We start from the raw sequence: 25,644 nt of genomic DNA on the forward strand, positions 1-25,644 counted from the left end.
CAGGCAGTCCGTAGTGCAGGGAATCCTGGGCGTCATTGGTCGGGAAGACGATCCGGGTGGCAGCTCGTGCCGCGACCGGGGAGTGGAGGAACCGGCGCCCAGCCACCACGACGAACATCGGTGCCGCCGTGCCTCCGGCTGTCAGCAGCTGTGTGAGCCTCTCCAGTCGTCGCGAGGTTTCATGCCGGGCTGCCAGCGCCTCATAGTCGTCGATGCACAGACACACATCACCTGGGTCGAGGGCGCCGATGTCGAAGAGTGCCAGCAGATACTCCAGCGTCCACGGTTCGTTGTGGCTGAACGTCACGAACCCGGAACCAGCCGCCTCTGAGGAACCGGACGGCCCTGACGACAGCATGATCACTGACTTCCCGTGTGCTGCGGCCGCCTGCCCGCACCGCAGCAGCGCACTCGTCGCTCCCGCACCACTGCCGCCGGTGATGACCACAGACCCATCACGACCGGGGTCGTAGTGCCACGGTTCTGTCACTCCGTCGTCGGGGAAGTCGAGGATGCCGAGCAGCGTGGGCTCTCCGTCATAAGAGACGCGTACCGGCAGCGGCGGCGGGATGACGCGGTGGGGCGCAGGCAGATGGCGTGCGGCCTCATGCGAGGCATCGGCAAGCGCACTGACGGTCAGCGCCGGCGGTTCGGGTGGTGGCACGAATCGTAGCCGTACACAACCAGCCGTCACACCTCCTGACGCTGACTGCCCGTCGCCCAGGCGCGTCCACTGGACTTCGCAGTGCTCAGCCGCCGGGCCACCGGGAGCTTGCGCGCCCGTCTGTGCCCGCGCCTCGTCAGCGGCGATATCGATGGTCGCGGTGCGAAACGGGACCGGCGCACCGCCGTCGCTGAGGAACCCGAGGCCCGGCTGGTCAGGCGGGATGCCGGCAGCGTCCTCACACTCGATGACCTCACGTGAATCGACGCCGTCGCGCACCCGCAGGGCGATGCGCAGGTTGATGTTGGCCTTCATCCGCGGGGTGACGATTCCGGCCGGCCGCTGGGTGGCGAGCACAACGTGGATGCCCAGCGACCGGCCCACCGCAGTCAGCGACTCCAGCACCTCGGTGCCAGCCGGATGCTCGGTGATGAGTGCATGGAACTCATCGATGATGACGACCAGACGCGGCAGACGCTGCGCCGGTGACCCAGTGCCGGCGCCGGCGTTGAACGCGTCGATGTCAGCCGCGCCGTGGTCGGCGAGCAACCGCTCCCGGCGCAGGATCTCAGCACCGAGGTTGCGCAGCGTGCGCATCCCGGCCGCCGGATCGAGGTTGCTCACCACCGCATCCGTGTGGGCGAACGCGGTGAAGGGCGCGAAAGCCGCCCCGCCTTTGAAGTCGATGAGGACGAAGCGCAGCTCGGCGCTGCTGTACCGGGCCGCCAGCGATGCGATCCAGGTCTGGAGCAGCACAGACTTGCCGCTGCCGGTCGTGCCGGCCAGCAGCGCATGCGGGCCGGAGGCGAACAGGTCGATGAGCGCAGCCCCGCCCGGACCGCGCCCGAGCGGCACCGCCGACCGGCGGGCGGCGGCATCAGCAGTGCCGCCGGTCAGCTCCTGCTGGGCGAGCAGCTCACCGAGCGTGCACTCCTGCTGCCAATCAGGTAGCGGAGGCTGCCACGCCCGGTTGAGAGTCAGGAACCGCTCCGGCCGCATCCGCGTCGGCTCAATCTCGCCGGTGAGCGGACGGGGGAGGTCCTCGGGTGCCTCTGCTAGCACCCGGAGGTGTGCCGCACCGTCGTCGCCGAGGCGCAGCAGCCAAGTCTCGACGCTGCGAACCGGATCGCCGCCCGGCCCGATCTGCACCTCCCACTGCCCGTCCTGAGCATCTGCCGCTGGCCGGCCGCTCACTTCGACGGAGGCTTCCCCACCGTCTAACGACAGGGGGAGTGCTGCGAGCTCCGGGCAGACGGACAGCAGCTGCGCAGTCGTCACGTGGACCGCGAGCCCTCGGCTGGTGAGCTGTGAGAGCACCGCCCGCAGCACCGCAGAGACCTGCGCCAGCGACCCCTCGGCCCGGAGCTGCAGGCAGGTGAGGTCGATGATGAGCGGCACGGTGTCAGCCGCCGAGTAGTGGCGCTGCCCGAACTGCGCACCTGTCGACAGGTACTGGTCCAGCTGCTGGCGTTCGGCCAGGGCAAGCGGATCCTCCGTCGCCAAGGTGGTGGTCTCCTGGGCAGTGATCGGGATGTCGCGGATACCGCCGGGCAGCAGCGCGGGACCCATTCCGATGGTCGTCTCCCCGCCGGTGAGTCTGCGCCGGTGGGCGGCGTCGAGCGTCAGCCGGTTGGACTCTGCAAGACGGTACAGGCACTCCCGGACCGCTGTACGGTAATCCTGGCAGGCGCACAGCACGTCGCGTCGGTAGCGGCGCCGACCGGTGACGTACATGATCCCAGCGGTGATGGGCCCGGAGATGCTGAAGAGCAGGAACATCCACATCTGTGTGAAGACCGCCAGCGCAATACCGATCGCGATCGGTGCTGCGTACATCAGCCACGAGGGCGCACGCGGCCGGGCGACGGTGGCGATCCGCGGCCAGCTGACCGGCGACGTGCTGGTCGACTGACCGGAGTGGGGCAGCGTCTGCGGCGGGATGAGGCGTGCAGCGGTGCTGCCGAATGCCGTCACGGTAGCAGTGGACGCCAGCGGGATGCTTCTCATCCCGCCCGAATCGCTCACCTGGATGCCCGAGGGCGCGTTTCGCAGGGTGAGGAGTTCGCGCGAGAGGTACGGGTCGGCGACTGCGATATCGGCCGCAGGTGTCCGGCCCATCGTCCACGCGCCGATTGGCAGCGGGTGAGCAAAACCGGAATCCGGACCGGTGAGGTATTCGATGATGCCGGTGCGTTCGGCTGGCAGCACGGCGACGGGAGCGAGCTGGTCGGCAACCGGACCAGGCGGAGGCGCGGCGACCGCGTCGCCGGTGGCGGGGCCGTCATCGAAGATAACCAAGGTGGCTGCCGCTGCCTGCGCCCACGTGCGCCACGGATCGGTGAGCACCGGCGGCGGTTCGGCCCCGCAGGGCACGACTCGTGGCTGCCCGGTCAGGTGACCTAATCCGACGCGCGGCAGGAAGTCATCGAGGAACGCGCCGAGCACCGATTCGGCACTCGGCCGCCCAGCGGCGACGACGCGCGCGCTGTGCAGCGAGAACTCGGCGATGACGTAGACGATTCCACTCGGCATGCCTGCACGATAGGAACGCGGCCACCCCTCCGGTCACCGAGACGAGAGCGCTGTGGACGACCGGGAGTGTCCACACCCGCGCGTACACCAGCCAGCTCGACGGTCCACAGCCAGCTACCGCCTCGGCGGCGGATCACCGGTCGAGACGCAGGCCGCCGCGGGAGGTGGCCGTGGCCTCCAGCGGGATCCCATCCGGGACGAACGGTGAGAGCGCCACCGGCCGGAACCGCGTCGAGATCGACACTTCGACAGTCGAGTCATCGACCGCCCGGCCGCGCACGCCCACCCGGTAGAACCTCTCGGACCGGGGCACCTGCCGCAGGTAGTCATGGGCCCGGGCCTGCACCTCGGCGTCGGAGAACTCGATCCGCGGTCCCGAGCCCTGATAGGAGGGCTGAAAGCTGTCAGCGGCACTGAGCGCAGCCGAGTCCGCCAGCGCGTAGAGCTTGCGCTGGGCGAGATAGATGTCGCTGATGACGACGGCGAGGAAGATGAGTGCCAGGCCGATCGCGGTGAACCCGATCGCCAGCGGCGTGATCGACCCGTCGTCGCTGGTGAGCCTGAGTCTCCCGGGCTTCGGGGCGTGGGCGATCATGGCTGCGCGCCTGCATCGCGGTGCGGGTAGATGACGTCGGAGTGCTCGGCGGTGACCGTCAGGTGCGGGGTGCGCTGCGGGCCGAAGATCGCCGGCACGCCGGGGACCGGGATACGCGCCCGGACGTGCGCGGTGACGATGTCGCCTGCTTCGGTGCACGAGTCCGAGCAGCGGAAGGTCACGTCATAGGTGGCGTCCTCGACACCGAAATCGGTGAAGTGCATCTGCGCCAGCGCCTCGGCTCGGGCCTGTGCGCTGCCGGGGTGTTCGGCTGCCACGCGGGCGGCGTTGATCGCCGTCGTGTTCGTCGCATAGGACCCCGCTTGCAGGTGCCCGAGAGTGAGAATGAGGTAGATGAGCGGGATCAGCAGCACGACCGAGGCGAAGATGAACTCAATCGGCGCGGTTCCCTCATCATCTCTCAGCCGCTGGCGCAGCGCGGACGTCATCGGCGACCTCATCCGTCGATGTCCTCAACGAGAGCGCGGCCACTGAGCTGCCAGGTGCCCGTGGGTCCCAGCAGCCCGATGACCGGCACAGGCGTAGTGACCGTCACGGTGACGATGTCCTCTCCGCCGATGGTGCTGTAATCGACGTCGATGCGCTCGGCATACCGGCTGCTGACAGCATCACTGATGAGCTGCTGGGTCAGCTCGGCGCCCTCCCGTGGTGCGGCGTCAGGCAGGGAGGCGAGCCGGGCCCCGGCGACGGCCGAGTCGATGACAGTGTTGCGCACATGCATCGCCAACCCGAGCTGAATGACCGCAAGGAACACCAGACTCAGCAGGGCAGCCACCATGACGAACTCAGCGACAGCGACACCATCGTCGCTGCCGAGACCGAGACTGCGGTGACTGCTGCGGCCGCTGCCGGGGAGGCTCTCAGCTGTGCGGGCCACACTCACCCGCCAGAACCGCGCACCTTCGACATCGAGTCCTCGAACATCGACGTGAAGGCATCCCCAGCCAGCGCCCACAGGGCCACCACAAGCCCGGCGGTCATCATCGTGATGAGCACCCAGCCGGGCACGTCGCCGCGGTCTGGGCTCGTCTCCCTGCGGCCCCGCTCGTCCCTCCCGGGCAGGTAGGCGAAGGGGTCGATCACGAAGGCGATGACGAGAAGGTGCCAGCTGGTCCACCGGCGGGTGGGCGCCTCAGCAGGGGAGTGCGCGGCCGGGGTGCGTGTCGGGGTGGTCATGGTTTCTCCTTTCGGTGTGCCGCCAGAAAGCGGCCGGTATCAGGTGCCGCGGCAGACGCGCGCGGTCAGGACAGAAGGTCAGTAGGACAGATTCAGCACCGCCAGGGACGGGAAGATCGCGAACAGAACGGTGATGGGCAGCACGAAGATGACGACGGGAACGAGCATCCCGACTTCCTTCTTGCCGCTGAGCTCCATGAGCTGCCGGCGTCCCTCATCGCGGACATCGGTGGCCTGGGCGCGCAGCACCTCGGACAGCGGAGTGCCGCGGGCGATCGCGACGGCCATCCCGTCGACGAACTGCGCGATCGACTGGATGCCGGTGCGCTTGCCGAGGTGGTCGAGCGCCTCAACGAGCGGAGTGCCGGTGCGGGCCTCGGCGAGGGTGTAGGCCAGCTCCCGGCTCAGTTCGCCTTCGGTGGCCCGGCAGGCTCGGTCGAGCGCATCGACTGTTCCCTCACCGGCGGTGATGGACAGGGCCAGCAGCTCGGCGATCGTCGGGAACTCCGCGAGGATGCGCGCTTCCCGCTGCCGCACCCGGTGCGAAAGCCACCAGTCGTTGAGCAGATGCCCGGCGACGGCACCGAAGATGAGGCAGCCGAGGATGATGATTGGGTGTGGGCCGCGGCTGACGGACACGAACGCCGCCAGCAGCGCCCCGGCTCCGAACCCGCCGGCGATGAGCAGCAGCTGCTGCGCCCGGAACCGCTCGATCGTCTCTCCGGGCCCGAGGCGGTCGAGACGTGCCGTGATCCCGGCATTGGTCGTCAGCCTGGAGGTCAGCCAGGACCCTCCGCGGTTGAGCCACGAGGTGAGGATGCCGCGCACACCGGCATCGGAGGGTTCGGTCTCGGCGAACAGGGCCGCGATCCGCGGCTGATCGCGTAGATACGGGGCGATACGGTCAGCGAGCGTGATGCGGTTGAAGATCGGCCAGCTGGTGACGAAGAACGCGAGCGACAGCCCGAGCACCAGCCCGGTGACGATGATGACAGCAGGATGCGTCGGATCGATGCGCACTGATCCGAGCGGGCCGAAGGGAATCTCAAAGGGCATGGTGCACCGTCCCTATCGCAGCACTCGCGGTTCAGCGGGCAGCCGGCCGATGCGCTTCATCGCGCTGTAGGCGACCAGTGAGATGGCGAAGCCGACGAGCAGCAGCAGTGTGCCGGTGGCCGAGTTGTATGCCTGGGCGGTCTCCGGCCGGGTGGCCAGCAGGGCGAGCACCACCCATGGGGCGGCGACGGCAAGCCGGGCGCCGGTGACCGTCCAGCTCTGTCTTGCCTGCATCTCCGCACGGGTGCGGGAGTCATCGCGCAGGAACTGGCTGAGCGTCTTGAGCATCGTGCCAAGATCGGTGCCGCCGACCTCGCGGGTGACTGCCAGTGCGGCGACGATGCGATCGGCGACCGGGTCGGCACAGGCGGACTTGAAGGCGGTGAGCGCCATGGAGAACGATCCGGTTGCCCGGTACTCCTCAGCGAAGACAGCGAACAGCGGACGCAGCGGCTCGGGCCCGCGCTGGGCGAGCCCGCCGAGCGCCTCGGGCAGGGCGAGACCGGCCCGCACACCGGAGTTGAGGTGGTCAATCGCCTCCGGCCACAGCGCCCGGCGGGCTACGGTGCGCGACCGTGCCCGGTGCCGCACCGCGTAGTACGGCACCAGCGCTGCGAAGAAGGCGAAGCAGCCGGCGATCGCGATCGCGTTCGTGACGGCATAGGCGAAGAGGAACACGATCCCGGCAGCCCCCAGTCCTCCGAGCACGAGGTGGTAGGGCCGCAGCCTGGGCAGGCCGGCGGTGGTGAGCATGTCCTGGGCGTCGCGGATGAAGCGCGGCGGCTCGGTCTGGCGTGGCGGGGACTCCCAGCACGACCACCAGATGAGGAACAGCCCCACCCCGATGCCCAGCCCGCACAGCGCTCCGCTCAGCGACGTCGTCATGGGCGATCACGCCGCCTCGAGCACGGTGTGGATGTCATGGCCGAGCTGCGCAAACCGCTCACCGAGGTGGGTATAGCCGTGGCCGCGCACCAGCCGCCGGTCGGCAGTGGAGGTGAAGACGGTTTCGAGTTCGATGACCTCGCCTTCGATGCCGCCGGGCACGGCGACGATCTCCTCGACCCGGCGCTGCCCGCTGCGATCGAGCCGCATATGCACGACGAGGTCGACGCAGCTGGCGACAGTCGGGGTGACGAACGACGAGCCGATGTTCGGGCCGGCCAGGAGGGGGAGCGTGCACAGCTTCGTCACTGCCGCACGCGCGGAGTTCGCGTGGATCGAGCCCATCGACGGCAGCCCTGAGTTCATCGCCACGAGCAGGTCGAAGCTCTCAGCCTCGCGGACCTCGCCGACGATGACGCGGTCGGGCCGCATCCGCAGTGCCTCCTTGACCAGGTTGCGCAGCGTCACCTCGCCGGTGCCCTCCAGGGAGGCCTGCCGGCACTGCATCGGCACCCAGTCGCGGGAGGGAACCGAGAGCTCGAAGACCTCCTCGCACGTCACCACCCGGTCGCGGACCGGGATCGCCCCGGTGAGCGCGTTGAGCATGGTCGTCTTGCCGGCCTGGGTGGCCCCGGAGACGAGCACATTGGCACCTGCTGCCACGGCGATGGAGAGGAACTGAGCCGCCGCCGAGGTGAGGGTCCCGAGTGCGACGAGGTCGCCGAGGTTGCGGGTGCGGGTGATGAACTTGCGGATGTTGATCGCCGGATGCTTGCGCGTGATGTCCGGCAGCACGACATGCAGCCGTGATCCGTCGGGCAGCGAGGCGTCGACGAAAGGGCTGGAGAGATCGACGCGCCGGCCGGTTGTGCGCAGCATCCGCTCGATGAGCTCGTCGACATCCGCCTCACTCAGCACGGTGGTCGTCAGCTCGCTGACTCCGCGCCGGCTCACGAAGATCTGGTGCGGGGAGTTGAGCCAGATCTCCTCGACCTCGGGGTCGTCGAGGTACTGCTGCAGCGGCCCGAAGCCCGAGACCTGGTCGAAGATCTCCCGGCAGGTCTGTTCGACGTCGGCAAGCAGAGGAAGGGAGCCTGCCAGCGTCCGCTCGTCGTAGTCGTGGACGGCCTGCACGACGAGCTCTCGGGTCGGCGCCGGTTCGGTGCGCGGGTCGATGCCGCGTCTGCGGATCTCCTCGCGCACCTCTGCGGCGATGATCTCAGCTGCGTTCATCTGGGGTACCTTCACTGTTTGAGGGGAGACCTATATGCCATCAGACATATAAGGGTGTTAATCAAATTAACGGGTGTCTCCCAGCCTTTCAAGAGGCTGCGCCCAAACTGTGGAAAGAAGTCGCGACCGGCGTCCCTGCTGTCGCGGCCCTGTCTCCCCCGGTTGAAGCGGCAGGCTGGAACTGGGGCCACAGCGAAGAGTCTGGTCGGAAGGACTCGGATCGGGCGCAGGCGCCACCGCAGGACTGCCCGCTCATCGCGTCGTCCACGGTTCAGGCGGTATGGGCTCCTTCATCGCCCGCCACCGCGACTACACCGGAGTTGTCCCGCCGGACCGCCGGGCGCTGAGCTTCAGCGCAGCTCTGCCACGCACTCCACTTCGACGCAGATGTCGAAGGGCAGCTCTGCCACCCCGATGGCCGCCCGCGCATGCGGGATGCTCTCCGGCCACAGCTCGTTGATGAGTGAGGAGAACCCGTCGATGATCGGCGGCAGGTCGATGAATCCCGGTGCGCAGTTGACGTAGCCGTTGACCTTGACGAACCCGGCGACTGCCGACAGGGAACCGCAGTGTGCCTCCAGCGAGGACAGTGCATTCAGGCACGTGAGGTAAGCAGCATGCTGCGCCTGCGCGAGGCTGACATCGCGGCCGACCTTGCCGGTGACCGGAACACCCTCCGGCGCATTCGTCGGGCCCATCCCGGAGAGGAACACAAGGTTCCCGACCTGCCGGACAGGACTGTACTGACCTGCCGGCGACAGCGGCAGCGGCAACGTGATCTCCTTCTGCCGCAGCACCTCGGCCGGATCTGTCATCAGTGTCATCGGCACTCCCTCTTCTCAGCGCACACCACGCACCTGCGAGGACTCCATCGTCGCACCGCCTCCAGCCGCTGGCCATGACTGGCGCCCACGATGTGTCTGATGAACCGGAAGGCTGGGTCACAGCTACACCTGCGCATGTGGGTCATGTCAGGCAGAACGTGAGTTCAGGCGGCATGCGCCCTGGAATCGACCCGCTGGGTGCTTCACCGATCCGAATCGCGCCATGATGGGCATAGAACGGTTCGGCCCCGGGGTCGGCTTGAAGCGTCAGCGACGTGAAGCCTCGATTTCGTGCAATCTTCAAAAGGTGCTGGAGCAGCCCTCCGCCGACCCCGCGGCCCATTGCGCCGATGTCGACAAAGAGCGCTTCCAATTCGCCGTCGGGTGGAGTTCCGTCGATCGCTGCAAAGCCCAGAACCTGGCCGTCCTGTTTGGCGACGAAGACGTCTCCCGATGCACACTTTTCGGCCGAATAGGTGAGTTCATCTCGACACAGTTCGAGGAAGTCCTCGCTGTAGTTCCAGTGGCCTTTCGACCGCAGGGCTAGAGCCGACAGAGTCGCTGCCTCGCCAGCTCGCGCGAATCGAATGGTGTAGGTCACCCACGGAGTCTACAAGGGCGCAAAGATCTGGGGCTTTCCTCTGGACACATGCGCATGCGTTCGCAGAAGATGGGACACAGGCCTGCAGTTTCGGCTGCCGGCCCGCATCGTGACTGGCCACCAGCAAGGAGGCCCCGCGTGGATTCCGCCGAATACGTCGTCATCGGAGCCGGGCTCGTCGGTGCATCGATTGCCCGCAGCCTCGCCAAGCGCGGTCGCGAGGTCATCGTCGTCGACCAGCACGAACCTGTCGGCCCGCGCGGCAGCTCCCACGGCTCAGCCCGCATTCTGCGCATCACCTACCCTGAGACCTTCTACTCCGACATGGCGCTGCGGGCACGCCGCCTGTTCGACGAACTCGCCGACGAAACCGGTCACCAGCTCATCACCGCCACCGGCACGCTCGATCACGGCGAGGTCCGCCAACCCGAGCGTCTCGCCGAAGTCCTGGCCGACCTCGGCGTCGACCACGAACTTCTCACCGCGGAGGCGGCGATGGAGCGCTGGCCGCAGTTCCGCTTCGACGGGCCCGTCCTCTTCCACCGCGACGCCGGCGTCATCGACGCTGGGACAGCGGTGACCGCCTCACTCGAATCTGCGCTCGCCCACGGCGCGCAGCTGCGCACCCAATGGCAGGTCGACAACGGCTCCCGCGCTCGAGGCGGGCCTCCGGCCGGTGCCAACCTCACCCTCACCTCGGCGACGGGGGGAGCAGCTGGGTGCCCGCCATGTCATCGTCGCCGCCGGAGGCGGGCTGCCCGGGCTGTGCTCCCGGCTGCCGGTCTGTGATCGCGCGCAGAGCGCGCTCAACCGGGTCACTGTCCGCCAGGAGCAGGTCTACCATTTCCCCATCGCAGCCGGGATGCCGACCGACTGGCCGACCTTCATCCACAAGGATGCTGCGATGCAGGCCTACGGGCTGCCCGGCGGCCGCGACGGCGCCTACACCGATACGTCTGGCACCGCCCGCCTGGCACCAAGCTCGCTGAGTTCAACGGCGGGCAGGTGATCGGCGATGCCGAGGAGCAGACCGGACCGCATCCCCGGGCTGGTGGCCGAGCCGTACGCCGAGGCCACCTGCCTGTTCACCTCAACACCTGACCAGGACTTCATCATCGACACCGCCGAGGACATCACGATCGTCTCCGCGTGCTCTGGCCACGGCGCCAAGCTCGCCCCAGCCACCGGCGAGGCGGTCGCTGCAGCGCTCGCCGAGCGCACCGCTCTGCCGGAGCGCTTCGCCTTCGTCCGGGACTGATCGATGACACACGCACCACGGCTGTACGGCGAGACGCTTGCGCGTAGAGTGGCCCCGGGCATCTCGACGAGAGGGGAGATGATGACGGCAGGAGCTCTGCCGCCTCTGCGCCGGCACCAGCGGGAAGCGCTCGCCGCTCTCGCCGCCGCGAGCGCTGCTGATCAACGCCGGTCGTGGATCGTCCTGCCTCCCGGTGCCGGCAAGACACGCGTCGGGATCGAGCACGCTCAGACGCTACTGGCTCAGCACACCGTTGACACCGTGGTCGCCTTCGGTCCCAACACCGCGATCCAAGGCCAGTGGGCGCATGCGTGGAACGGTCGCGGCGATGACGATTTCGGCGCCGCCGGCACGGACCGGGGGCTGCACGCGACATTCACTGCGCTGACCTATCAGTCACTGGCTGTGTTCGATGACGAGCGCAGCATGGGCAGCCTGCTCGAAGAGCTCGCGCCGGGCGGCAGGGCGCTCGTCGACCGGATCGCAGCTGCCGGCTCGGTGCTGCTCATCCTCGATGAGTGCCATCACCTGCTCGACGTGTGGGGTTCGCTGCTGGCTGAGCTGCTCGACATGCTTCCCGAGGTGTGGGTGCTCGGGCTGACCGCCACACCTCCGGCGACGATGACGCGACAGCAGAACGAGCTGGTGGACAGTCTCTTCTCCGAGGTTCGCTACGCAGCCTCGATCCCGGCTGCGGTCAAGGAAGGCGATCTGGCGCCCTTCGCCGACCTCGTCTGGCTGACAACCCCAACCCGCGAAGAAGCGGACTGGCTGGCAGCGACCAGCGTTCACTTCGACGAATTCATCACCAGCATCCTCAGCCTCGGCCACACCCATGGCAGTTCGGGATTCCTCACATGGGCCGATCAGCGGTTCCTCGGCACCCGCGCTGAAACAGTCAGCTGGACGGACCTCAGCAGGGCCGCTCCCGAACTGGCCGACGCCGCTCTGCGCCTCCACCACGCGGGACTGCTGGGTCTTCCCCCGGGTGCCAGAGTCGGCGAACAGCATCGCCGGGACCCCGACATCGACGACTGGATGAGGCTGGTCGACGATTGGATGCGCAACAGCCTGCGCGTCTCCGGTCACGCCGGTGATGCGGCCAACGCCGAGGCGATCCGCCGCGCGCTGCCGGCCCTCGGCTACCGGTGGACCCGGCACGGCATCCGTGCCGGTCGCTCGCCGGCCGACCGGGTCATCGCCCGCTCGGCTGCCAAACCGCAGGCGTGTGCCGACATCATCGCCATTGAAGCAGCCGAGCTGTCCGAGCGTCTGCGGATGCTCATCCTGTGTGACTTCGAATCCGCCACCGCGCGATTGTCTGCTGACGTCAGCGCCGTGCTGAGCGAACAATCCGGTTCTGCACTCCTCGTCCTCGAAACGCTCATCGCCGATCCGCGCACCGAGCCGCTGCGCCCGCTGCTGGTGTCCGGGCGCACGGTCGCCGGCGCTGCCGGTGTGCTGTCCGACCTTCACGCGTGGATCGCCGAGAGCGACACAGCTCTGGCGTCACGGCTGGCCATGAGCGAGCCGTCGAACGGGGTCAGCCGCCTCGAAGGAGGCTGGACCGCCCGCACCTGGCTGCCGCTCATCACCGAGTACTTCAGCCGCGGGCATGCTCAGATCCTCATCGGCACCCGGGGGCTGCTCGGCGAGGGCTGGGACGCCCCAGCGGCCACCGGGATCATCGACCTGTCCACCGCGACCACTCCGACAGCAGTCACACAGACCCGCGGAGGTGCGCTGCGAAAGGACCCCGCATGGCCGGAGAAGGTGGCACTCAACTGGACTGTCGTCTGCTCCAGCTCGAACCACCCGCGCGGAGACCAGGACTGGATCCGACTCGTCCGCAAACACGACGGCTTCTTCGGCACTGATGCCGACGGAGACGTCGTTGACGGCGTCGCCCATATCGATCCGTCGTTCTCCGCCTTCGAACCTCCCGCCGACGCGATGTTCGACGAGATCAACGCTCGTATGATCACGCGAGCTCAGGCGCGGTCTGAGGTGGCCCAGCGCTGGAACGTCGGCGGAGAGTATCGGGACGAGCCGATCAGGACGGTGCGCATCGTCTCCGCGCCCGATGCCGGGAACCGACCGAACAGCGACGCTTCGGGCATCGACGCCATCACCGTGTCGCCTCGTCACCGTTCCGGCGACCCCGGGAACCTGCTGCCATTCCGCCTCGGCTTCGGAGCCCTGAGCGCATGGAGCGGCATCGGGTTGCTTGCCGCTGTCGGCGCGGTCGCGAGCAGTGGTCTGCTCGCCGCAGCGCTGAGTGTCATCGCTGCACTCACACTCGCCAGCCTGCCGGTGACGTTGTCTGTCGCTGGACATCGGCGCCGACGTCTGTATGGGCGTGCACCGACTGTCGCTGAGATCGCTGGAGCAATCGCCGATGCTCTGCACGACACAGGTGCAAGCTCCGCAGGTGCGGACGCGGTGCGTGTGAGCATCGATGCCTGCGGGGACCAGCGGATCCATCTCGACGCCGATCCTGGATCAGCTGAGGTCTTCGCGCTTGCCCTCGACGAGGCCGTCTCGCCGATCTCAGATCCGCGCTATCTGATTCCCAGCTGGCATCTGGAACCGCGGCGTCCAGGGCTGCGTGGGCTCTGGGAGGATCTGCGCTCCGGGGCCGGAAGGGCACATGAACACACACCGGTGTGGCATCCCGTGCCGGCAGTGCTGGGAGCGAACCGATCCCGGGCAGAGGCCTATGCACAAGCGTGGGAGATGTGGGTCGGAGGCGGGGCACCGGTCTACACTCGCAGTCCTGAGGGAGCCGGCATCCTCACCGCGGTGCGCTCCCACGCGCCGCTGGAGCTGACGACGGTGCTGCGCACAGCGTGGCGCTGAAGCAGCAACCGGGTGAGCCACCGCGGCCGCAGGCATCATGCACTACGCTAGGGAGCACTATGGCCATTGACTTTTCTTCCGAGATCGCTGCCCTCAAACAGACCTACGCCTCGATCCGCGATGTCTCCGACATCGACCAGCTGCGCTCCGAGGTCGCAGAGCTGACCGAGGCTGCGGCGGCACCGGACCTGTGGGACAACCCGGATGAGGCACAGCAGGTGACCTCGAAACTGTCCCACCGGCAGGGGCACCTGGAGAAGCTCGAGAAGTTCGACTCCCGCATCGAGGACGTCGAGCTGCTCGTCTCGATGGCCGAGGACGAAGACGACGCCGACACCCTTGCCGAAGCCGAAGACGAGATCGGCAAGCTGCGCCGCGAACTCGACTCCCTGGAGATCGCCACGCTGCTCTCGGGCGAATACGACGAGCGCGCCGCGGTCATCACCGTGCGCTCCGGCGCCGGCGGCGACGACGCCACCGACTTCGCCCAGACTCTGACCCGCATGTACATCCGGTGGGCTGAGAGCAAGGACTACAGCGTCCAGGAACTCGACACCTCGTACGCGGAAGGCGCCGGCGTGAAGTCGGCGACCATCCAGATCAACGCCCCGTACGCCTACGGCACGCTCTCGGTCGAGGCCGGCACGCACCGGCTCGTGCGCATCAGCCCGTTCGACTCGAACGCCCGCCGCCACACCTCGTTCGCCGCCGTCGAAGTCATCCCGCTCATCGAGGCGACCGACCACATCGAGATCGACGAGAACGACCTGCGCATCGACGTCTACCGTTCCTCAGGCCCTGGCGGCCAGTCAGTCAACACGACTGACTCGGCGGTGCGCATCACCCACGTGCCGACCGGCACTGTGGTGAGCATGCAGAACGAGAAGTCCCAGATCCAGAACCGGGCTGCTGCGATGCGTGTCCTGCAGTCCCGTCTGCTGCAGCTCAAGCACGAGGAGGAGGAGCGGGAGAAGAAGAACCTCGCCGGTGACATCAAGGCCAGCTGGGGCGATCAGATGCGCTCGTACGTGACCCACCCGTACCAGATGGTCAAGGACCTGCGAACCGGGCATGAGGAGTCCAATCCGCCGGCGGTCTTCGACGGAGATATCGACGCGTTCCTCGAAGCCGGCATCCGCTGGCGCAAGGAGCAGCAGAAGGCCGCCGAAGCCGAGGCGGAGCTCGCCTGACCTGTGCGGTCACCGCTGGCGATCTCACACCGAACGGTGAGCGACTCGCCAGATGAGGTGCGCGCATTGCCCGGTGGAAGTTCGTACAGTGGGAGCGATTGCCACTGTCCCTCTGCGATTGCGAACCTCATTTGATCACCTTCGAATCGGTCACCAAGGTCTACGATTCCAAGGCTCAGCCAGCCCTGAACGACATCTCCTTCACCGCTGAGGCCGGCGAATTCGTCTTCCTCGTCGGCGCCTCGGGCTCGGGGAAGTCGACCGTCATCCGCCTTGTGCTGCGCGAAGAGGTGCCCACCAGCGGGCGGATCCGGGTGGCCGGGAAATCCGTCGTCAAGATGCCCTCCTGGCGGGTGCCGTACCTGCGCCGCAATATCGGCACCGTGTTTCAGGACTTCCGTCTGCTGCCGAACAAGACCGTCTTCGACAATGTCGCCTTCACCCTCCACGTCATCGGCAAGACCAGGGCTGCGATCTCGACCCTGGTGCCCGATGTGCTCGAAACCGTCGGATTGGAGGGCAAGCACAAGCGCTATCCGCACGAGCTTTCCGGTGGTGAGCAGCAGCGTGTGGCCATCGCCCGTGCGGTCGTCAACAAGCCTGCGATTCTCCTCGCTGACGAGCCGACCGGCAACCTCGACCCGATCACCGGCGACGAGATCATGGAGGTCCTCCAGCGGATCAACCGTGCCGGCACTACCGTGCTCATGGCCACCCACGACGGGGACATCGTCAACCGGATGAATCGCCGCGTCATCGAGCTGAGCAATGGCCGGATCGTCCGCGATGACGAGCACGGCAGCTACGGGGTGAGCGCATGAGGTTCTCCTTCATCCTCTCCGAGACGTGGAACGGCCTGCGCCGGAACATGTCGATGGTCGTCTCGGTCATCCTCGTCACGTTCGTCTCCCTGCTCTTCGTCGGCGCGGCCGCACTGCTGCAGATGCAGATCTCGGGCATGAAGGACTACTGGTACGACCGTGTGCAGGTGGCGATCTTCCTGTGCCCGCCGGATTCCGAGGCACCGACCTGCGCGACGGGTGAGGCGACGGCCGAGCAGAAGCAGCAGATCGAGACGGCGCTCGAAGGTGCCGACCTGAGTCCTTATGTCGAAGACGTCATCTTCGAGGACAAGGCGATGGCCTACAAGCTCTTTCAGGAGCAGTTCGCGGGTACGTCGCTGGAGGGCTCCATCCCACAAGACCAGATGCAGGAGTCCTATCGCGTCAAGCTCGCTGATGCTGAGCAGTACGAGATCATCAACGAGTACTTCTCCGCCACGCCCGGTGTCGAGGAGGTCGTCGATCAGAATCAGCTGCTCGATCAGCTGTTCTCCGTTATGAACGTTATGACGGCGATCGCGATCGGCATCGCCGCGATCATGCTGCTGTGCGCTGTCCTGCTCATCGCCACGACGATTCGATTGTCGGCTTTCTCCAGACGCAGAGAGACGGGCATCATGCGACTGGTCGGCGCATCGAACATGTTCATCCAGCTGCCGTTCGTGCTCGAAGGCGTGATCGCCGCGGCGATCGGATCCCTGATGGCAGCCTTGGGATTGGCTGTGATCGTGCACTTCGGCATCACTGGTTGGCTACAATCGCAATTGGCGAGCTTCGACCTGGTCTCAGTCGCCGACGTCGCTCTCATCGCACCGTTCCTGGTGCTGGTGGGCGTGCTCATGGCTGGACTGTCCTCGCTTGTGACACTGCGCCGGTACATGAAGGTCTGAGTGGGATGCTGAAGACGAACGGACGAATCCTCCCCGCGCTGCTGTTGGCAGCGATCGCCATGTTCCTCACCCTGCTGATGCCTCTGTCCTCGGCAGTGGCGAATCCCAAGGAGCAGAAGAACCGCATCGACAAGCGTGTCGAGGAGCTTCAGAAGGAGTTCCGCGATCTCGACGATGACCTCGCCCGTACCATTGCTGAGAAGGAAGCGGCCGAAGAGGAGATGCCCGGGGCGGAGGAAGCCCTCGACAAGGCGCAGGAAGAACTCGAAGACGCACAGCGCGAAGATGAAGAGCTCGGCGCCCGTCTGACGTCGGCCGAGAACGCTCAGTCCAGCCTGCAGGATGACATCAACAAGGGCGAAGCCGACCTGGACAAGAAGCAGAAGTCGGTGACGAAGATCGCCCGCCAGGCCTATCAGAACTCCGGTGTCACCTCAGATGTCGCGATGCTGCTGCAGATGGCCAGCAAGCAGAACGGAGCCTCGGGGGCCACACGCGTCGACTCGGCGGTGCGCGCCCAGCAGCGCAGCATCACCCAGCTGTCGGAGCAGCGCTCGCTCAACATGAACAACAAGGACCGCCTCGATGCAGTCACCGACGAGATCGCGGACCTGAAAGAAGAAGCTGCGAAGGTGGTGCTGCGCAAGGAAGCCGCTGAGCGCGACGCCAAGCAGAAGCGCGACGACCTTGACTCGCTCATCACCACGAAGGACGAGGCGTCCAAGCGCATCGAGGACAGCCGTGACGAGGCCGAACGGCAGCTTGAGGAGCAGCAGGCAGAGCAGGACCGGCTTGCCAAGGAAGTCGAGGAGTGGGAGAAGGAGCAGGAGAAGAAGGGACTGCCCACCGGCAACGGCGATCTCATCAACCCGGCACAGGGCTACCCGATCACCTCACCGTTCGGCTACCGCATCCACCCGATCTCCAAGCGGCGCAAACTGCATACCGGCACCGACTTCGGCATGGGCTGCGGCTCGCCGGTGCGCGCATCCGGTGATGGTGTCGTCGTCTCAGCCGGCTGGGCTGGTGGCTATGGCAACCGGGTCGTGATCTCCCACGGCAAGATGAAGGGCTCCAAGATCGCATCGACCTACAGCCACAACTCCAGCCTGAAGGTGCGATCCGGTTCGCGGGTCAAGCAGGGCCAGGTCATCGCCTCCTCTGGCACGACTGGTGCCTCCACTGGCTGTCACCTGCACTTCGAGATCATGCAGAACGGCTCGTACGTCAACCCGATGCCCTGGATCAGCTGATCCTGCCAATGGGTGCGGCCGAGCCGGAAAGCCGGCCCAGCCACACCCGAAGGGCCACGTGTTTCACTGTGCGGTTTTCAAACAACGGTCGCTCAGCCCCTGTCCTGCGCTGCTGCGACATCGGCTGACACTGGCTGTGTCGACGTGTCGCTGCGGGCCCAGGTGTGAGGGCGGCGAGGTTTTCATGACGGGCATGCTTCGGCAGGGGAGAAGAGCCCGTCGTTTGGTTCGTTGTGTGGGTCTGGTGAGCCTGGCTGGTGGGCTTCACCTGGTGTGGTGTTGGTGATGAGTTCGGCATGCCGGCGGTGCAGCACTGACCCTGGTGGATGGGTCGTTGCTGTTGTGCCTCCCGGCAGCGTCCATGTCAGCACCCCTGTTCGGGGCTCGCGTCTGAGTCTGAACACCCCTTGCGTCTTGAGCTGATGGTGGTGTTTGCACAGCGGGTGCAGGTTCTCCATGGACGTCGGCCCGCCGCGGGTGGGGTGCCTGTGGTTGAAGGGTTCGATGTGGTCGAGTTCTGCTTTTGTTGCTGGCCGGTCGCAGCCGGGGGCTGTGCAGTATCGCCAGCGAGCCACGAGTGCGTGCCGCATGCGCGCACCGATCGTGTACGTCGTTGCGACGTGGTCGAGAACTTCGCCGGTGTTCGGGTCGGTGAGCAGACGGTAGATTGTGTCCCCTGCCGAGCCGACCAGCTGACGGGCGACATCGGCGCTGATGGGGCTGCCGTCGACCGAGCCGGGCAGTTCATCGGCAGCTGAGCCCTCGGTGAGCGCCATGGCTGGCACGGTGATGGTGATCTTGGCCTGGCGTGCCAGCCACTGATCGCTGGCCGGGCATGAGACGGGCGTATCACTGAGCAGGTCGGCGAGATCATCCGCCAGCGGATCCAGTGGCGAACCAATGTGTCCCGAAGCTTCCTGCCGTTTGGCCAGCGCCTCCTGTGCGAGGTCGAGGGTGTTGACATCCCCGCCGATGGTCGCGCCGATGAGGAAGTCGTACTTCAGCTGTTCGAAGGAGCGGGAGTCAGCGAAGACATGGTTGTCCGGCAGGTCGAACCCGGCAGTGTAGCCGCGGACCACACAGCGGGCCATGCCCTCAAGGCGGGCGTGCAGCAGTGCGATCTCATGGGACGGGCCCTGCACGATGAGCGTGCCGCGGCCGTGCTGATCGTAGAACGCTTCGACCCGCCGGCGTTCACGGATCTGCTGAGCCTGTTCGGCGCGGGTGACGAGTGCTGCGATCGCGGCCTTGACCTCCGAGTAGTACACGCTCTTCTTCGTCGCGGTGATCGAGGCGAGCAGCGTGTCGAGCTGGCCGAGCAGGGCCGGGTCGATCGTGGCGGCCTGGCTGGCTGCGTAGGTGAAGCGGTCGAAGCTGAGCTTCCCAGCCCGCACCTGTGCGGTGAGTTTCGGCAGTCCGATGAAAGCCGTGGCAGCACCGGTCACCCGTGACCATGCCGTGTTCGACGTGATATCGAGGGCGTGGGCGAGAGCGGCCAGCGTCGGTGTGCCGATGCGATCGCGCAACCAGGTCAGCGCCTCTGCGCGCGCTGCGTCGGACGCCTCGCCTGCCGTTTGCGGCTCAGCAGTGGCGTCGGTCGGGTCGGCACTGGCAAGGGAATGCAGTGCATCGACCTGGGTGTCGATGTTGTCTCGGCTGTCGGCGCGCACTCGTTCGAGCACGACGCCGAACATCTCCTCATACCCCTGCAACTGTGCCCGCTCGAGCGCGCTGAGGGACTGCTCGAAGGCGCAGAACCGGCTCCGGTACGCCCCAGCAGGCGTCGGCACGGAAGTCTCAACTGTCGCCGTCATCGCCGTCGCCTCCCTCCGCTTATCGATGCAATGGTTCCATCACACCACGAGGCACTGACAACGCCCCCTGACCAGGGGAGACGCCGGAAAGCAGCACCCGTGACGGCCACTGGATTCACGATCATGGCCACCACTCCTTTGTGCTCCTGGCTTCCGTGCTTCTCCTGCCTTGCTTCCATCACAGCACGAGGCACTGACATCGCCACCTCACCAGCCCAAACACACGAAAACGACAGCGAGACCGCACGCCGGCCACCGCCTCGGGAGCGGCCCGCCCAGCGAGCACAGGGCCCCGCGAGCCATCCGGTACAATGGTGCCTTCGTGCGCACACACGTGCGCCCAAAACGTGAGAGGAGGAGCATGGCCAAGGAACAGGGCAGGAAGACGATTGCCAAGAACCGCCGCGCCCGATACGAGTACCACATCGAGGACACTTATGAGGCCGGGCTCGTCCTTACCGGCACCGAGGTCAAGTCGCTGCGCGAGGGACGCGCTTCGCTGACCGACGGTTTCGGGCTCATTTTCCAGGGTGAGGCGTGGCTGGAGAACGTCTACATTCCCGAGTACCTGCAGGGCACGTGGACGAATCACTCGGCCCGCCGTAAGCGTAAGATGCTGCTGCACAAGGACGAGATCCTCAAGATCTCGCACAAGCTTAAGGAATCCGGTCGCACGCTCGTTCCGCTGGAGCTGTACTTCGACGGTTCTAGGGCGAAGGTCGAGATCGCGGTCGCGCGCGGTAAGAAGGACTGGGACAAGCGCGAGACGCTGCGCCGCAAGCAGGATGAGCGCGAAGCTCAGCGCGCAATGTCGCTGCGTCGCCAGGCCTGATTCTGAGGAGGCGGCAGTGGCGCTGCCGCCTGGTCCATACGTGCCTGTGACCTCTCGTGGGGCCGTTCCCGAGGCGGGCCATCCACAGCATGCCATCCCACCTCTGGCCTGTGGTTAGGTGTGGATTGCAGACATGTTGTCCACAGTATCTGTGGATATGTGTGGATAACATCCTCGCTGCTGTGTATGAGCTCATCCGGACTCATTCCAGCTAAGCGCAGACCCCCACCTGACAGGTCTCTGACCAGTATCGATGCAGGATTTCGCGGGCTGTGATAGAGGCCGACGCTGAGGTCGAGTGCAAACGCCGCAAAGCCTTGCCCTGTAAGGAAACAGCCGGGTTTCCACAGTTTTGAGCGGGGGCTGTGGACAGTGGGCTGGCTTGTGGAAAAGAGTGTGACCTATGTCGTCTGCGCCACCTGCGGACGTGGGAATCGAACCAGCGGTTCTGACTGCCGCCGCCCGTCGCGGTGATGCAATGCACCGGCCGGAACCCTACCGCCAGGAATAGACTTGGGCGGCCGCATGTTGTGCTGATAGACTCACGGTCTGCCGTTGACGGACAGTCGCCCCAGGGTGGCCCCGCCAGCGGGTTGTTTGGAAAGTGAATACGGGGATGATCGGTTTCGACGTCGTTCAATGCGTCGGGAGAAGCGGGCCGAGAATGTAGAGTCATCTCGTTAACGTTCTCTGCAAAAAATAAGTGCTAAGTCTAACGACCGCACCGAATTCGCCCTCGCTGCCTGATTTCAGCGAGCTGCGATTCTGTCAGCCTAGAGTCGCTTCCGCTCTAGTTCCTGGCATCAGCTAGGGAGCCACTGCCGCTGGCATATGTTGGGGATGTCAGTGGAACACTTACTCAACTCCGTTCGTTGGCCACCGTGTTCGTGCGAGGGCCAGGACCTAAGAGACGTTTTCACGAACTGCGCCCGGAGAAGTCCCGATAACTTGCCGACGGACGCGGGTTCGATTCCCGCCATCTCCACTTTCGAAAAGCCCTGTGGGCCGGTGCATCACCGGCCCACAGGGCTTTTGTCATGTCCGCTGGGCCGCGATGCTCACCCGGACCGAGGCGGTGGTCGCCTCACCATCCCGGCGGCCGGTTCATCGCCGCGTACGCCTGCTGACGCGCCCGCGCATTGTGGTTGCCAGCCGCGACGCCAGCCCAGATCGCACACACCGGCCAGGTGAGGAACAGCCCGAGCCCAAACGTCAGGATCCCGATGACGATGTTGACCCCGAACATCACGAGCGCACCGATCCCGGTCGCATAGATCATGCCGATGGGCCCGAAGAAGAATCCGAGCAGCGCGGCCACCGCGACGTTCTTCTCCACCACGATGACCTGACTGTGATGGGTGACCGTGTGGGGTCCGGTGACCGGATAGTGGGTCTGCGGATGCATCCCCGGCTGCATCGGCTGCGGGTGACCGACCGGCGCTGAGGGATAGCCAGCCGGGGCCGACGGGTTGCCAGCCGGGGCCGACGGGTGGGACGGCTGCATCGCTGGAGGGGCGCTGTAGGGCTGCAGCGCCTGCCCCGGCGGCGGCCCCGAAGCCGGGGAAGCCTCCGGGAATCCCTGCGGTGAGTGTCCCTGCGGCGGGAACGGCCGCGGTGCCGAACCGGCCGGCATCGGCCCGGTGACCGGAGGAGCCGGGGGTCGGTTCGGTGGCTGTGCGCTGTACGGTTCCGGCATCGTCGTGCTCCTTTGCAGATCGGCTGGCTGGGCGCTCCCGCCGCGCGACGACGAACAGCCGGCAGCGAGCCACATCTCCACTGTAACCCCGTCCGGGGCGAAAACAACCGGTTTCCGCAGCGCTCGTGACCGCCCCTGAGGCGGATGGCACCTGCCAGCCCAACGCCACCGGTGACCTGGGCTGATGATGGAACGCAACCACCAGCTCGGGCGCGGGGAGCAGACGACATATAGATCTTCCCGCGCCGTGGAATGCCCTTGATCGGATGATGAATGAGATATACGTTACAGTGACGGCTTTACTGAGGAGGCGGTGAATCCCCGGCTGCCTCAGGCCATCCAGCGCGGGTATGTCGCGAAGGAGCGCTGCCGGCGGGGTGAACGACCTGGAAGGACGACATGCTCTCACACACTCTCCGGCGCTGTGCCGCCGGCACTATGGCGCTGGCACTCACAGGGCTGACCGCCACCTCTCTCATTGCGCCAGCGAGCGCCTCGACCGAGCAGGCCCCAGCCGATGAGTCGACGATGCGCATCGCCACCGCGGGCCAGGTCGACAGCTTCAATCCCTTCACCTCGATCTACCTCACACCCACTGCGATCAACCGCTACGTCTACGAGAGCCTCGTGCAGTACGACTCCACGGATTTCGGCCCCACCGAGGGGATGGCCGAGTCGTGGGACACAAGCGACGACGGCAAGGAGTGGACGTACAAGATCCGCGAGGGCATGAAGTGGTCTGACGACGAGCCGATCACCGCCGACGACGTCATCTACACCTTCACCCAGATGATGGAAGACCCTGCGATGGGCGCGGCGAACGGCTCGCTGGTGCAGAACTTCGACTCCGTCGAAGCCACCGACGACCACACAGTGACGATCACACTCAAGGAGCCGCAGGCCCCGAACCCGGGTGGGGAAATCCCGATCGTGCCCGAGCACATCTGGTCCGAAAAGGACGACCCGGCAGGCGACGACAATGACACCGAGGTCGTCGGCTCCGGCCCGTTCACGCTGGAGAGCTACGAGGCCAACCAGTCGATCACGCTCAAGGCCAACCCGAACTTCTGGCGCGGGGCACCGAAGATCGACACGATCCAGTACGTCTACTACACCAACAGCGACGCCCAGGTCCAGGCCCTGCGGGCCGGCGACGTCGACTTCGTCACCGGCCTCAGCCCCGAGCAGCTCAAGGCGCTCGAGGGCGCTGACAATGTCGAGACGAACATCGGCAAATCCCGTCGCTTCACCGCCCTCGGCATCAACTCCGGCTTCGAGACCCCCGAAGGCGAGGCCTACGGCACCGGCGCAGAGGCGCTGCAGGACGTCAAGGTCCGCCAGGCGCTGCGCCTGGGCATCGACATGAACACGCTGCGCGAGCAGGTGATGCAGGACTACGCGACCGAGGCGACGAGCTTCGTGCCCGAATCGTTTGAGAAATGGCACCTGCCGAAGTCGGACAAGATCGTCTCCTCGGACCCGGAGGCGGCGAAGAAGCTGCTTGACGAGGCCGGCTGGACCGAAGGCTCCGACGGCATCCGCGAGAAGGACGGCGAGAAGCTGTCGCTGCGTCTGCTCACCGATGCGCAAGCGCCGACCGAGCAGACAATCGGCGAGTTCCTCACCCCGTGGATGCAGGACATCGGCGTCGAGCTCAAGGTCGAATCGAGCGACTCGGACACGATCGCCGACCGCTCTCTCGTCGGTGACTTCGACTTGTACATCACCGGCTGGTCGGTCACCCCGGACCCGGAGTTCCAGCTCTCGATCAACACCTGCGCTTCCCGCCCGGACGCGGAGGGCAACGGCCCGACCTCCCAGGACGGCTACTGCAGCGAGAAGTTCGACGAACTGTACGCCAAGCAGCACGCCGAGCTCGACGAGTCCAAGCGCATCGAGTACGTCCACCAGGCCCTGCAGCAGCACTATGACGACGTCGCGCAGATCACCCTGTGGTACCCCAGCCAGCTCGAGGCCTTCCGCTCGGACCGCTTTACTGGCTTCACCACCCAGCCCACCGACGGCGGCGTCATCGGCAACCAGTCCGGTTATTGGGGCTTCCTGTCCGCCGAACCGGCCGCTGAGGCCGACGCCGGTGACAGCGGGGGAGGACTCTCCGCGATCGCCTGGGTGGGCATCGGCATCGCTGTGCTCGCCGGCGCCATCGGCATCCCGCTGGCGCTGCGCCGCCGCAAGGCCGAGGACCGCGCCTGACCAGGTGGCCGGCTGATCCGGTGACAGGACACCCCGTGCCCGAGGCGGTGGGCGGCACCCGCGTGCGCCCCGCCTCGGGACCGGGCTCCGGTCACTATGAGCACCATGACTGCGCTGCGCACGTGTGCGGCAGCGTGTGGAAGGCAGGAGACTGACGTGTCAGTGAACGCAGAGACCGAGGCAGCCGACCCGCAGTCGGCCGACGGGCGGGAGGACATCGACGCACCCCCACCGGGGCAGTCGTTCGGCGGATACCTGCTGCGCAAGGTCGGCGGGGCGCTCATCAGCCTGCTGATGGTCGTGCTGCTGGGCTTCTTCGCCTTCAGGATCCTGCCCGGCGACCCGGTGCAGAAGATCGCCCGCGAACGCCAGATGAGCCCGGAGCAGATGGAGTTGCTGCGCGCCGAGTACGGCCTCGACAAGCCGCTGGTCGTCCAATTCTGGGACTACCTCGTGGGCATCTTCACCGGCAATCTGGGCACCAGCTACGTCTACCGGCAGCCGGTCAGCCAGCTCATCGCCGAGTACGCCTGGCCGACCCTGCTGCTCACCGGCACGGCGGCGATCCTCGCGATCGCCCTCGGGCTGTGGATGGGACAGCTGGCGGCCTGGAAGCGCGGTTCGCTGTTCGACAAGCTCACCACCTCGACCAGCCTCGTGTTCTGGTCGGTGCCGACCTTCTGGCTGGCGCTGCTGCTGCTCATGATCTTCGCCGGCCGGCTGCAATGGCTGCCGACCGGCGGAATGGTCTCACCTGGTGTCGAGTCCGGCAGCCTCGAATACGTCGTCGACGTCGCCAAGCATCTGATCCTGCCGGTCATCACGATGACCGCTGTCGTCTACGCCCAGTACCTCATGGTCATGCGCGCCTCGCTGCTCGGCGAGATGAGCGCCGACTACCTCACGACCGCCCGCGCCAAGGGCCTGCGCGAGGATGATGTGCGGCTCAAGCATGCGGTGCCCAATGCGCTGCTGCCGACGGTCACACTCGTGTTCATGCACATCGGCGGGCTCATCACCGGTGCGGTCACCGTCGAGACGGTGTTCTCGTGGCCGGGGCTGGGGAAGCTGACCTATGAGGCGATCTCGGGTCCGGACCTGCCGCTGCTGCAGGGCACCTTCGTCGTGTTCTCCTCGGCGATCATCATCATGAATCTGCTCGCCGACCTCATCTACCGGCAGCTCGACCCGCGTGTCAGGAGGGCATGA

The 25,644-nt window shown here is 66.4% G+C and carries 24 protein-coding genes and 1 other RNA gene; 13 read left to right on the forward strand and 12 right to left on the reverse strand.

Annotated features, from left to right (window positions below):
* From M3C25_RS03520 to M3C25_RS03565, 10 genes are all read right to left on the reverse strand, one after another.
* On the reverse strand, positions 1-3,196 hold a 3,196-nt coding region (locus M3C25_RS03520; protein WP_259855082.1), incomplete at its 3' end, for an FtsK/SpoIIIE domain-containing protein.
* Positions 3,197-3,329: 133 nt separating this feature from the next.
* Complete coding sequence (locus tag M3C25_RS03525; RefSeq protein WP_102162988.1) at positions 3,330-3,791, reverse strand: pilus assembly protein TadG-related protein; 462 nt, start codon at positions 3,789-3,791, stop codon at positions 3,330-3,332.
* Entirely contained in the window at positions 3,788-4,240 is a 453-nt protein-coding gene (locus M3C25_RS03530; RefSeq protein ID WP_102162987.1) for a hypothetical protein, read from the reverse strand. Before M3C25_RS03530 ends, M3C25_RS03525 begins: the two co-directional genes overlap by 4 nt.
* Positions 4,241-4,248: 8 nt before the next feature.
* Complete coding sequence (locus M3C25_RS03535) at positions 4,249-4,689, reverse strand: TadE family protein (protein ID WP_259855083.1); 441 nt, start codon at positions 4,687-4,689, stop codon at positions 4,249-4,251.
* A gap of 2 nt (positions 4,690-4,691) precedes the next feature.
* A complete protein-coding gene (locus M3C25_RS13140; protein WP_375544673.1) occupies positions 4,692-4,988 on the reverse strand; it encodes a hypothetical protein in 297 nt (98 codons plus the stop codon).
* Positions 4,989-5,066: 78 nt separating this feature from the next.
* Positions 5,067-6,044 carry a type II secretion system F family protein gene (locus tag M3C25_RS03545; protein ID WP_259855084.1) on the reverse strand — a complete coding sequence of 326 codons (978 nt, stop codon included), beginning with the start codon at positions 6,042-6,044 and terminating at the stop codon, positions 5,067-5,069.
* 12 nt (positions 6,045-6,056) lie between these two features.
* Positions 6,057-6,929, reverse strand: a complete 873-nt coding sequence (locus M3C25_RS03550) for a type II secretion system F family protein (protein ID WP_259855085.1) — start codon at positions 6,927-6,929, stop codon at positions 6,057-6,059.
* A 6-nt stretch (positions 6,930-6,935) separates the two neighbouring features.
* Positions 6,936-8,162, reverse strand: a complete 1,227-nt coding sequence (locus tag M3C25_RS03555) for a TadA family conjugal transfer-associated ATPase (RefSeq protein ID WP_102162984.1) — start codon at positions 8,160-8,162, stop codon at positions 6,936-6,938.
* Positions 8,163-8,512: 350 nt separating this feature from the next.
* On the reverse strand, positions 8,513-8,986 hold the full coding sequence (locus M3C25_RS03560) for a RidA family protein (protein ID WP_102162983.1): 474 nt from the start codon (positions 8,984-8,986) through the stop codon (positions 8,513-8,515).
* 142 nt (positions 8,987-9,128) lie between these two features.
* Positions 9,129-9,587: a GNAT family N-acetyltransferase gene (locus M3C25_RS03565; RefSeq protein WP_170274575.1), complete on the reverse strand. Its 459-nt coding sequence runs from the start codon at positions 9,585-9,587 to the stop codon at positions 9,129-9,131.
* Between the two features lie 138 nt (positions 9,588-9,725).
* On the opposite strand from M3C25_RS03565, the gene M3C25_RS03570 reads away from it, so the two are divergent.
* From M3C25_RS03570 to M3C25_RS03605, 8 genes are all read left to right on the forward strand, one after another.
* A complete protein-coding gene (locus tag M3C25_RS03570) occupies positions 9,726-10,376 on the forward strand; it encodes an FAD-dependent oxidoreductase (RefSeq protein WP_259855086.1) in 651 nt (216 codons plus the stop codon).
* Positions 10,377-10,449: 73 nt separating this feature from the next.
* On the forward strand, positions 10,450-10,596 hold the full coding sequence (locus M3C25_RS03575; protein WP_259855087.1) for a hypothetical protein: 147 nt from the start codon (positions 10,450-10,452) through the stop codon (positions 10,594-10,596).
* A gap of 6 nt (positions 10,597-10,602) precedes the next feature.
* On the forward strand, positions 10,603-10,845 hold the full coding sequence (locus M3C25_RS03580) for a hypothetical protein (RefSeq protein WP_259855088.1): 243 nt from the start codon (positions 10,603-10,605) through the stop codon (positions 10,843-10,845).
* A 3-nt stretch (positions 10,846-10,848) separates the two neighbouring features.
* Entirely contained in the window at positions 10,849-13,704 is a 2,856-nt protein-coding gene (locus M3C25_RS03585) for a DEAD/DEAH box helicase family protein (protein WP_259855089.1), read from the forward strand.
* A 59-nt stretch (positions 13,705-13,763) separates the two neighbouring features.
* A complete protein-coding gene (prfB, locus tag M3C25_RS03590; RefSeq protein ID WP_102162979.1) occupies positions 13,764-14,894 on the forward strand; it encodes a peptide chain release factor 2 in 1,131 nt (376 codons plus the stop codon).
* A gap of 131 nt (positions 14,895-15,025) precedes the next feature.
* Entirely contained in the window at positions 15,026-15,715 is a 690-nt protein-coding gene (ftsE, locus tag M3C25_RS03595; RefSeq protein ID WP_259834321.1) for a cell division ATP-binding protein FtsE, read from the forward strand.
* Entirely contained in the window at positions 15,712-16,626 is a 915-nt protein-coding gene (gene ftsX / locus M3C25_RS03600; RefSeq protein ID WP_102162977.1) for a permease-like cell division protein FtsX, read from the forward strand. The genes ftsE and ftsX overlap by 4 nt, the downstream gene beginning before the upstream one ends.
* Positions 16,627-16,631: 5 nt before the next feature.
* On the forward strand, positions 16,632-17,879 hold the full coding sequence (locus M3C25_RS03605; RefSeq protein ID WP_102162976.1) for a peptidoglycan DD-metalloendopeptidase family protein: 1,248 nt from the start codon (positions 16,632-16,634) through the stop codon (positions 17,877-17,879).
* A gap of 182 nt (positions 17,880-18,061) precedes the next feature.
* On the opposite strand, the gene M3C25_RS03610 is transcribed toward M3C25_RS03605, so the two are convergent.
* The gene (locus M3C25_RS03610; RefSeq protein ID WP_259855090.1) at positions 18,062-19,693 is read right to left on the reverse strand and encodes an HNH endonuclease signature motif containing protein; all 1,632 of its coding nucleotides are present in this window, start codon (positions 19,691-19,693) and stop codon (positions 18,062-18,064) included.
* Between the two features lie 361 nt (positions 19,694-20,054).
* Here M3C25_RS03610 and smpB point away from each other — a divergent pair, with 361 nt between their 5' ends.
* Both smpB and ssrA read left to right on the forward strand, forming a co-directional pair.
* Entirely contained in the window at positions 20,055-20,525 is a 471-nt protein-coding gene (smpB, locus tag M3C25_RS03615) for an SsrA-binding protein SmpB (protein WP_102162974.1), read from the forward strand.
* A 612-nt stretch (positions 20,526-21,137) separates the two neighbouring features.
* Positions 21,138-21,513, forward strand: a transfer-messenger RNA (tmRNA) gene (gene ssrA / locus M3C25_RS03620).
* 96 nt (positions 21,514-21,609) lie between these two features.
* On the opposite strand, the gene M3C25_RS03625 is transcribed toward ssrA, so the two are convergent.
* Positions 21,610-21,930 (reverse strand): hypothetical protein, encoded by a 321-nt coding sequence (locus M3C25_RS03625; RefSeq protein WP_259855091.1) that lies wholly within the window; start codon positions 21,928-21,930, stop codon positions 21,610-21,612.
* A gap of 690 nt (positions 21,931-22,620) precedes the next feature.
* Between M3C25_RS03625 and M3C25_RS03630 the strand changes: the two genes are divergently transcribed.
* From M3C25_RS03630 to M3C25_RS03640, 3 genes are read left to right on the forward strand one after another with little or no spacing between them, the layout of a single operon-like run.
* A complete protein-coding gene (locus M3C25_RS03630) occupies positions 22,621-24,435 on the forward strand; it encodes an ABC transporter substrate-binding protein (protein WP_259855092.1) in 1,815 nt (604 codons plus the stop codon).
* Between the two features lie 20 nt (positions 24,436-24,455).
* Positions 24,456-24,590, forward strand: a complete 135-nt coding sequence (locus tag M3C25_RS03635; RefSeq protein WP_259835347.1) for a hypothetical protein — start codon at positions 24,456-24,458, stop codon at positions 24,588-24,590.
* Position 24,591: 1 nt separating this feature from the next.
* Entirely contained in the window at positions 24,592-25,644 is a 1,053-nt protein-coding gene (locus M3C25_RS03640; RefSeq protein ID WP_259835349.1) for an ABC transporter permease, read from the forward strand.

The organism is Brevibacterium luteolum (assembly GCF_025147615.1).
Taxonomy (GTDB): Bacteria; Actinomycetota; Actinomycetes; order Actinomycetales; family Brevibacteriaceae; genus Brevibacterium; species Brevibacterium luteolum.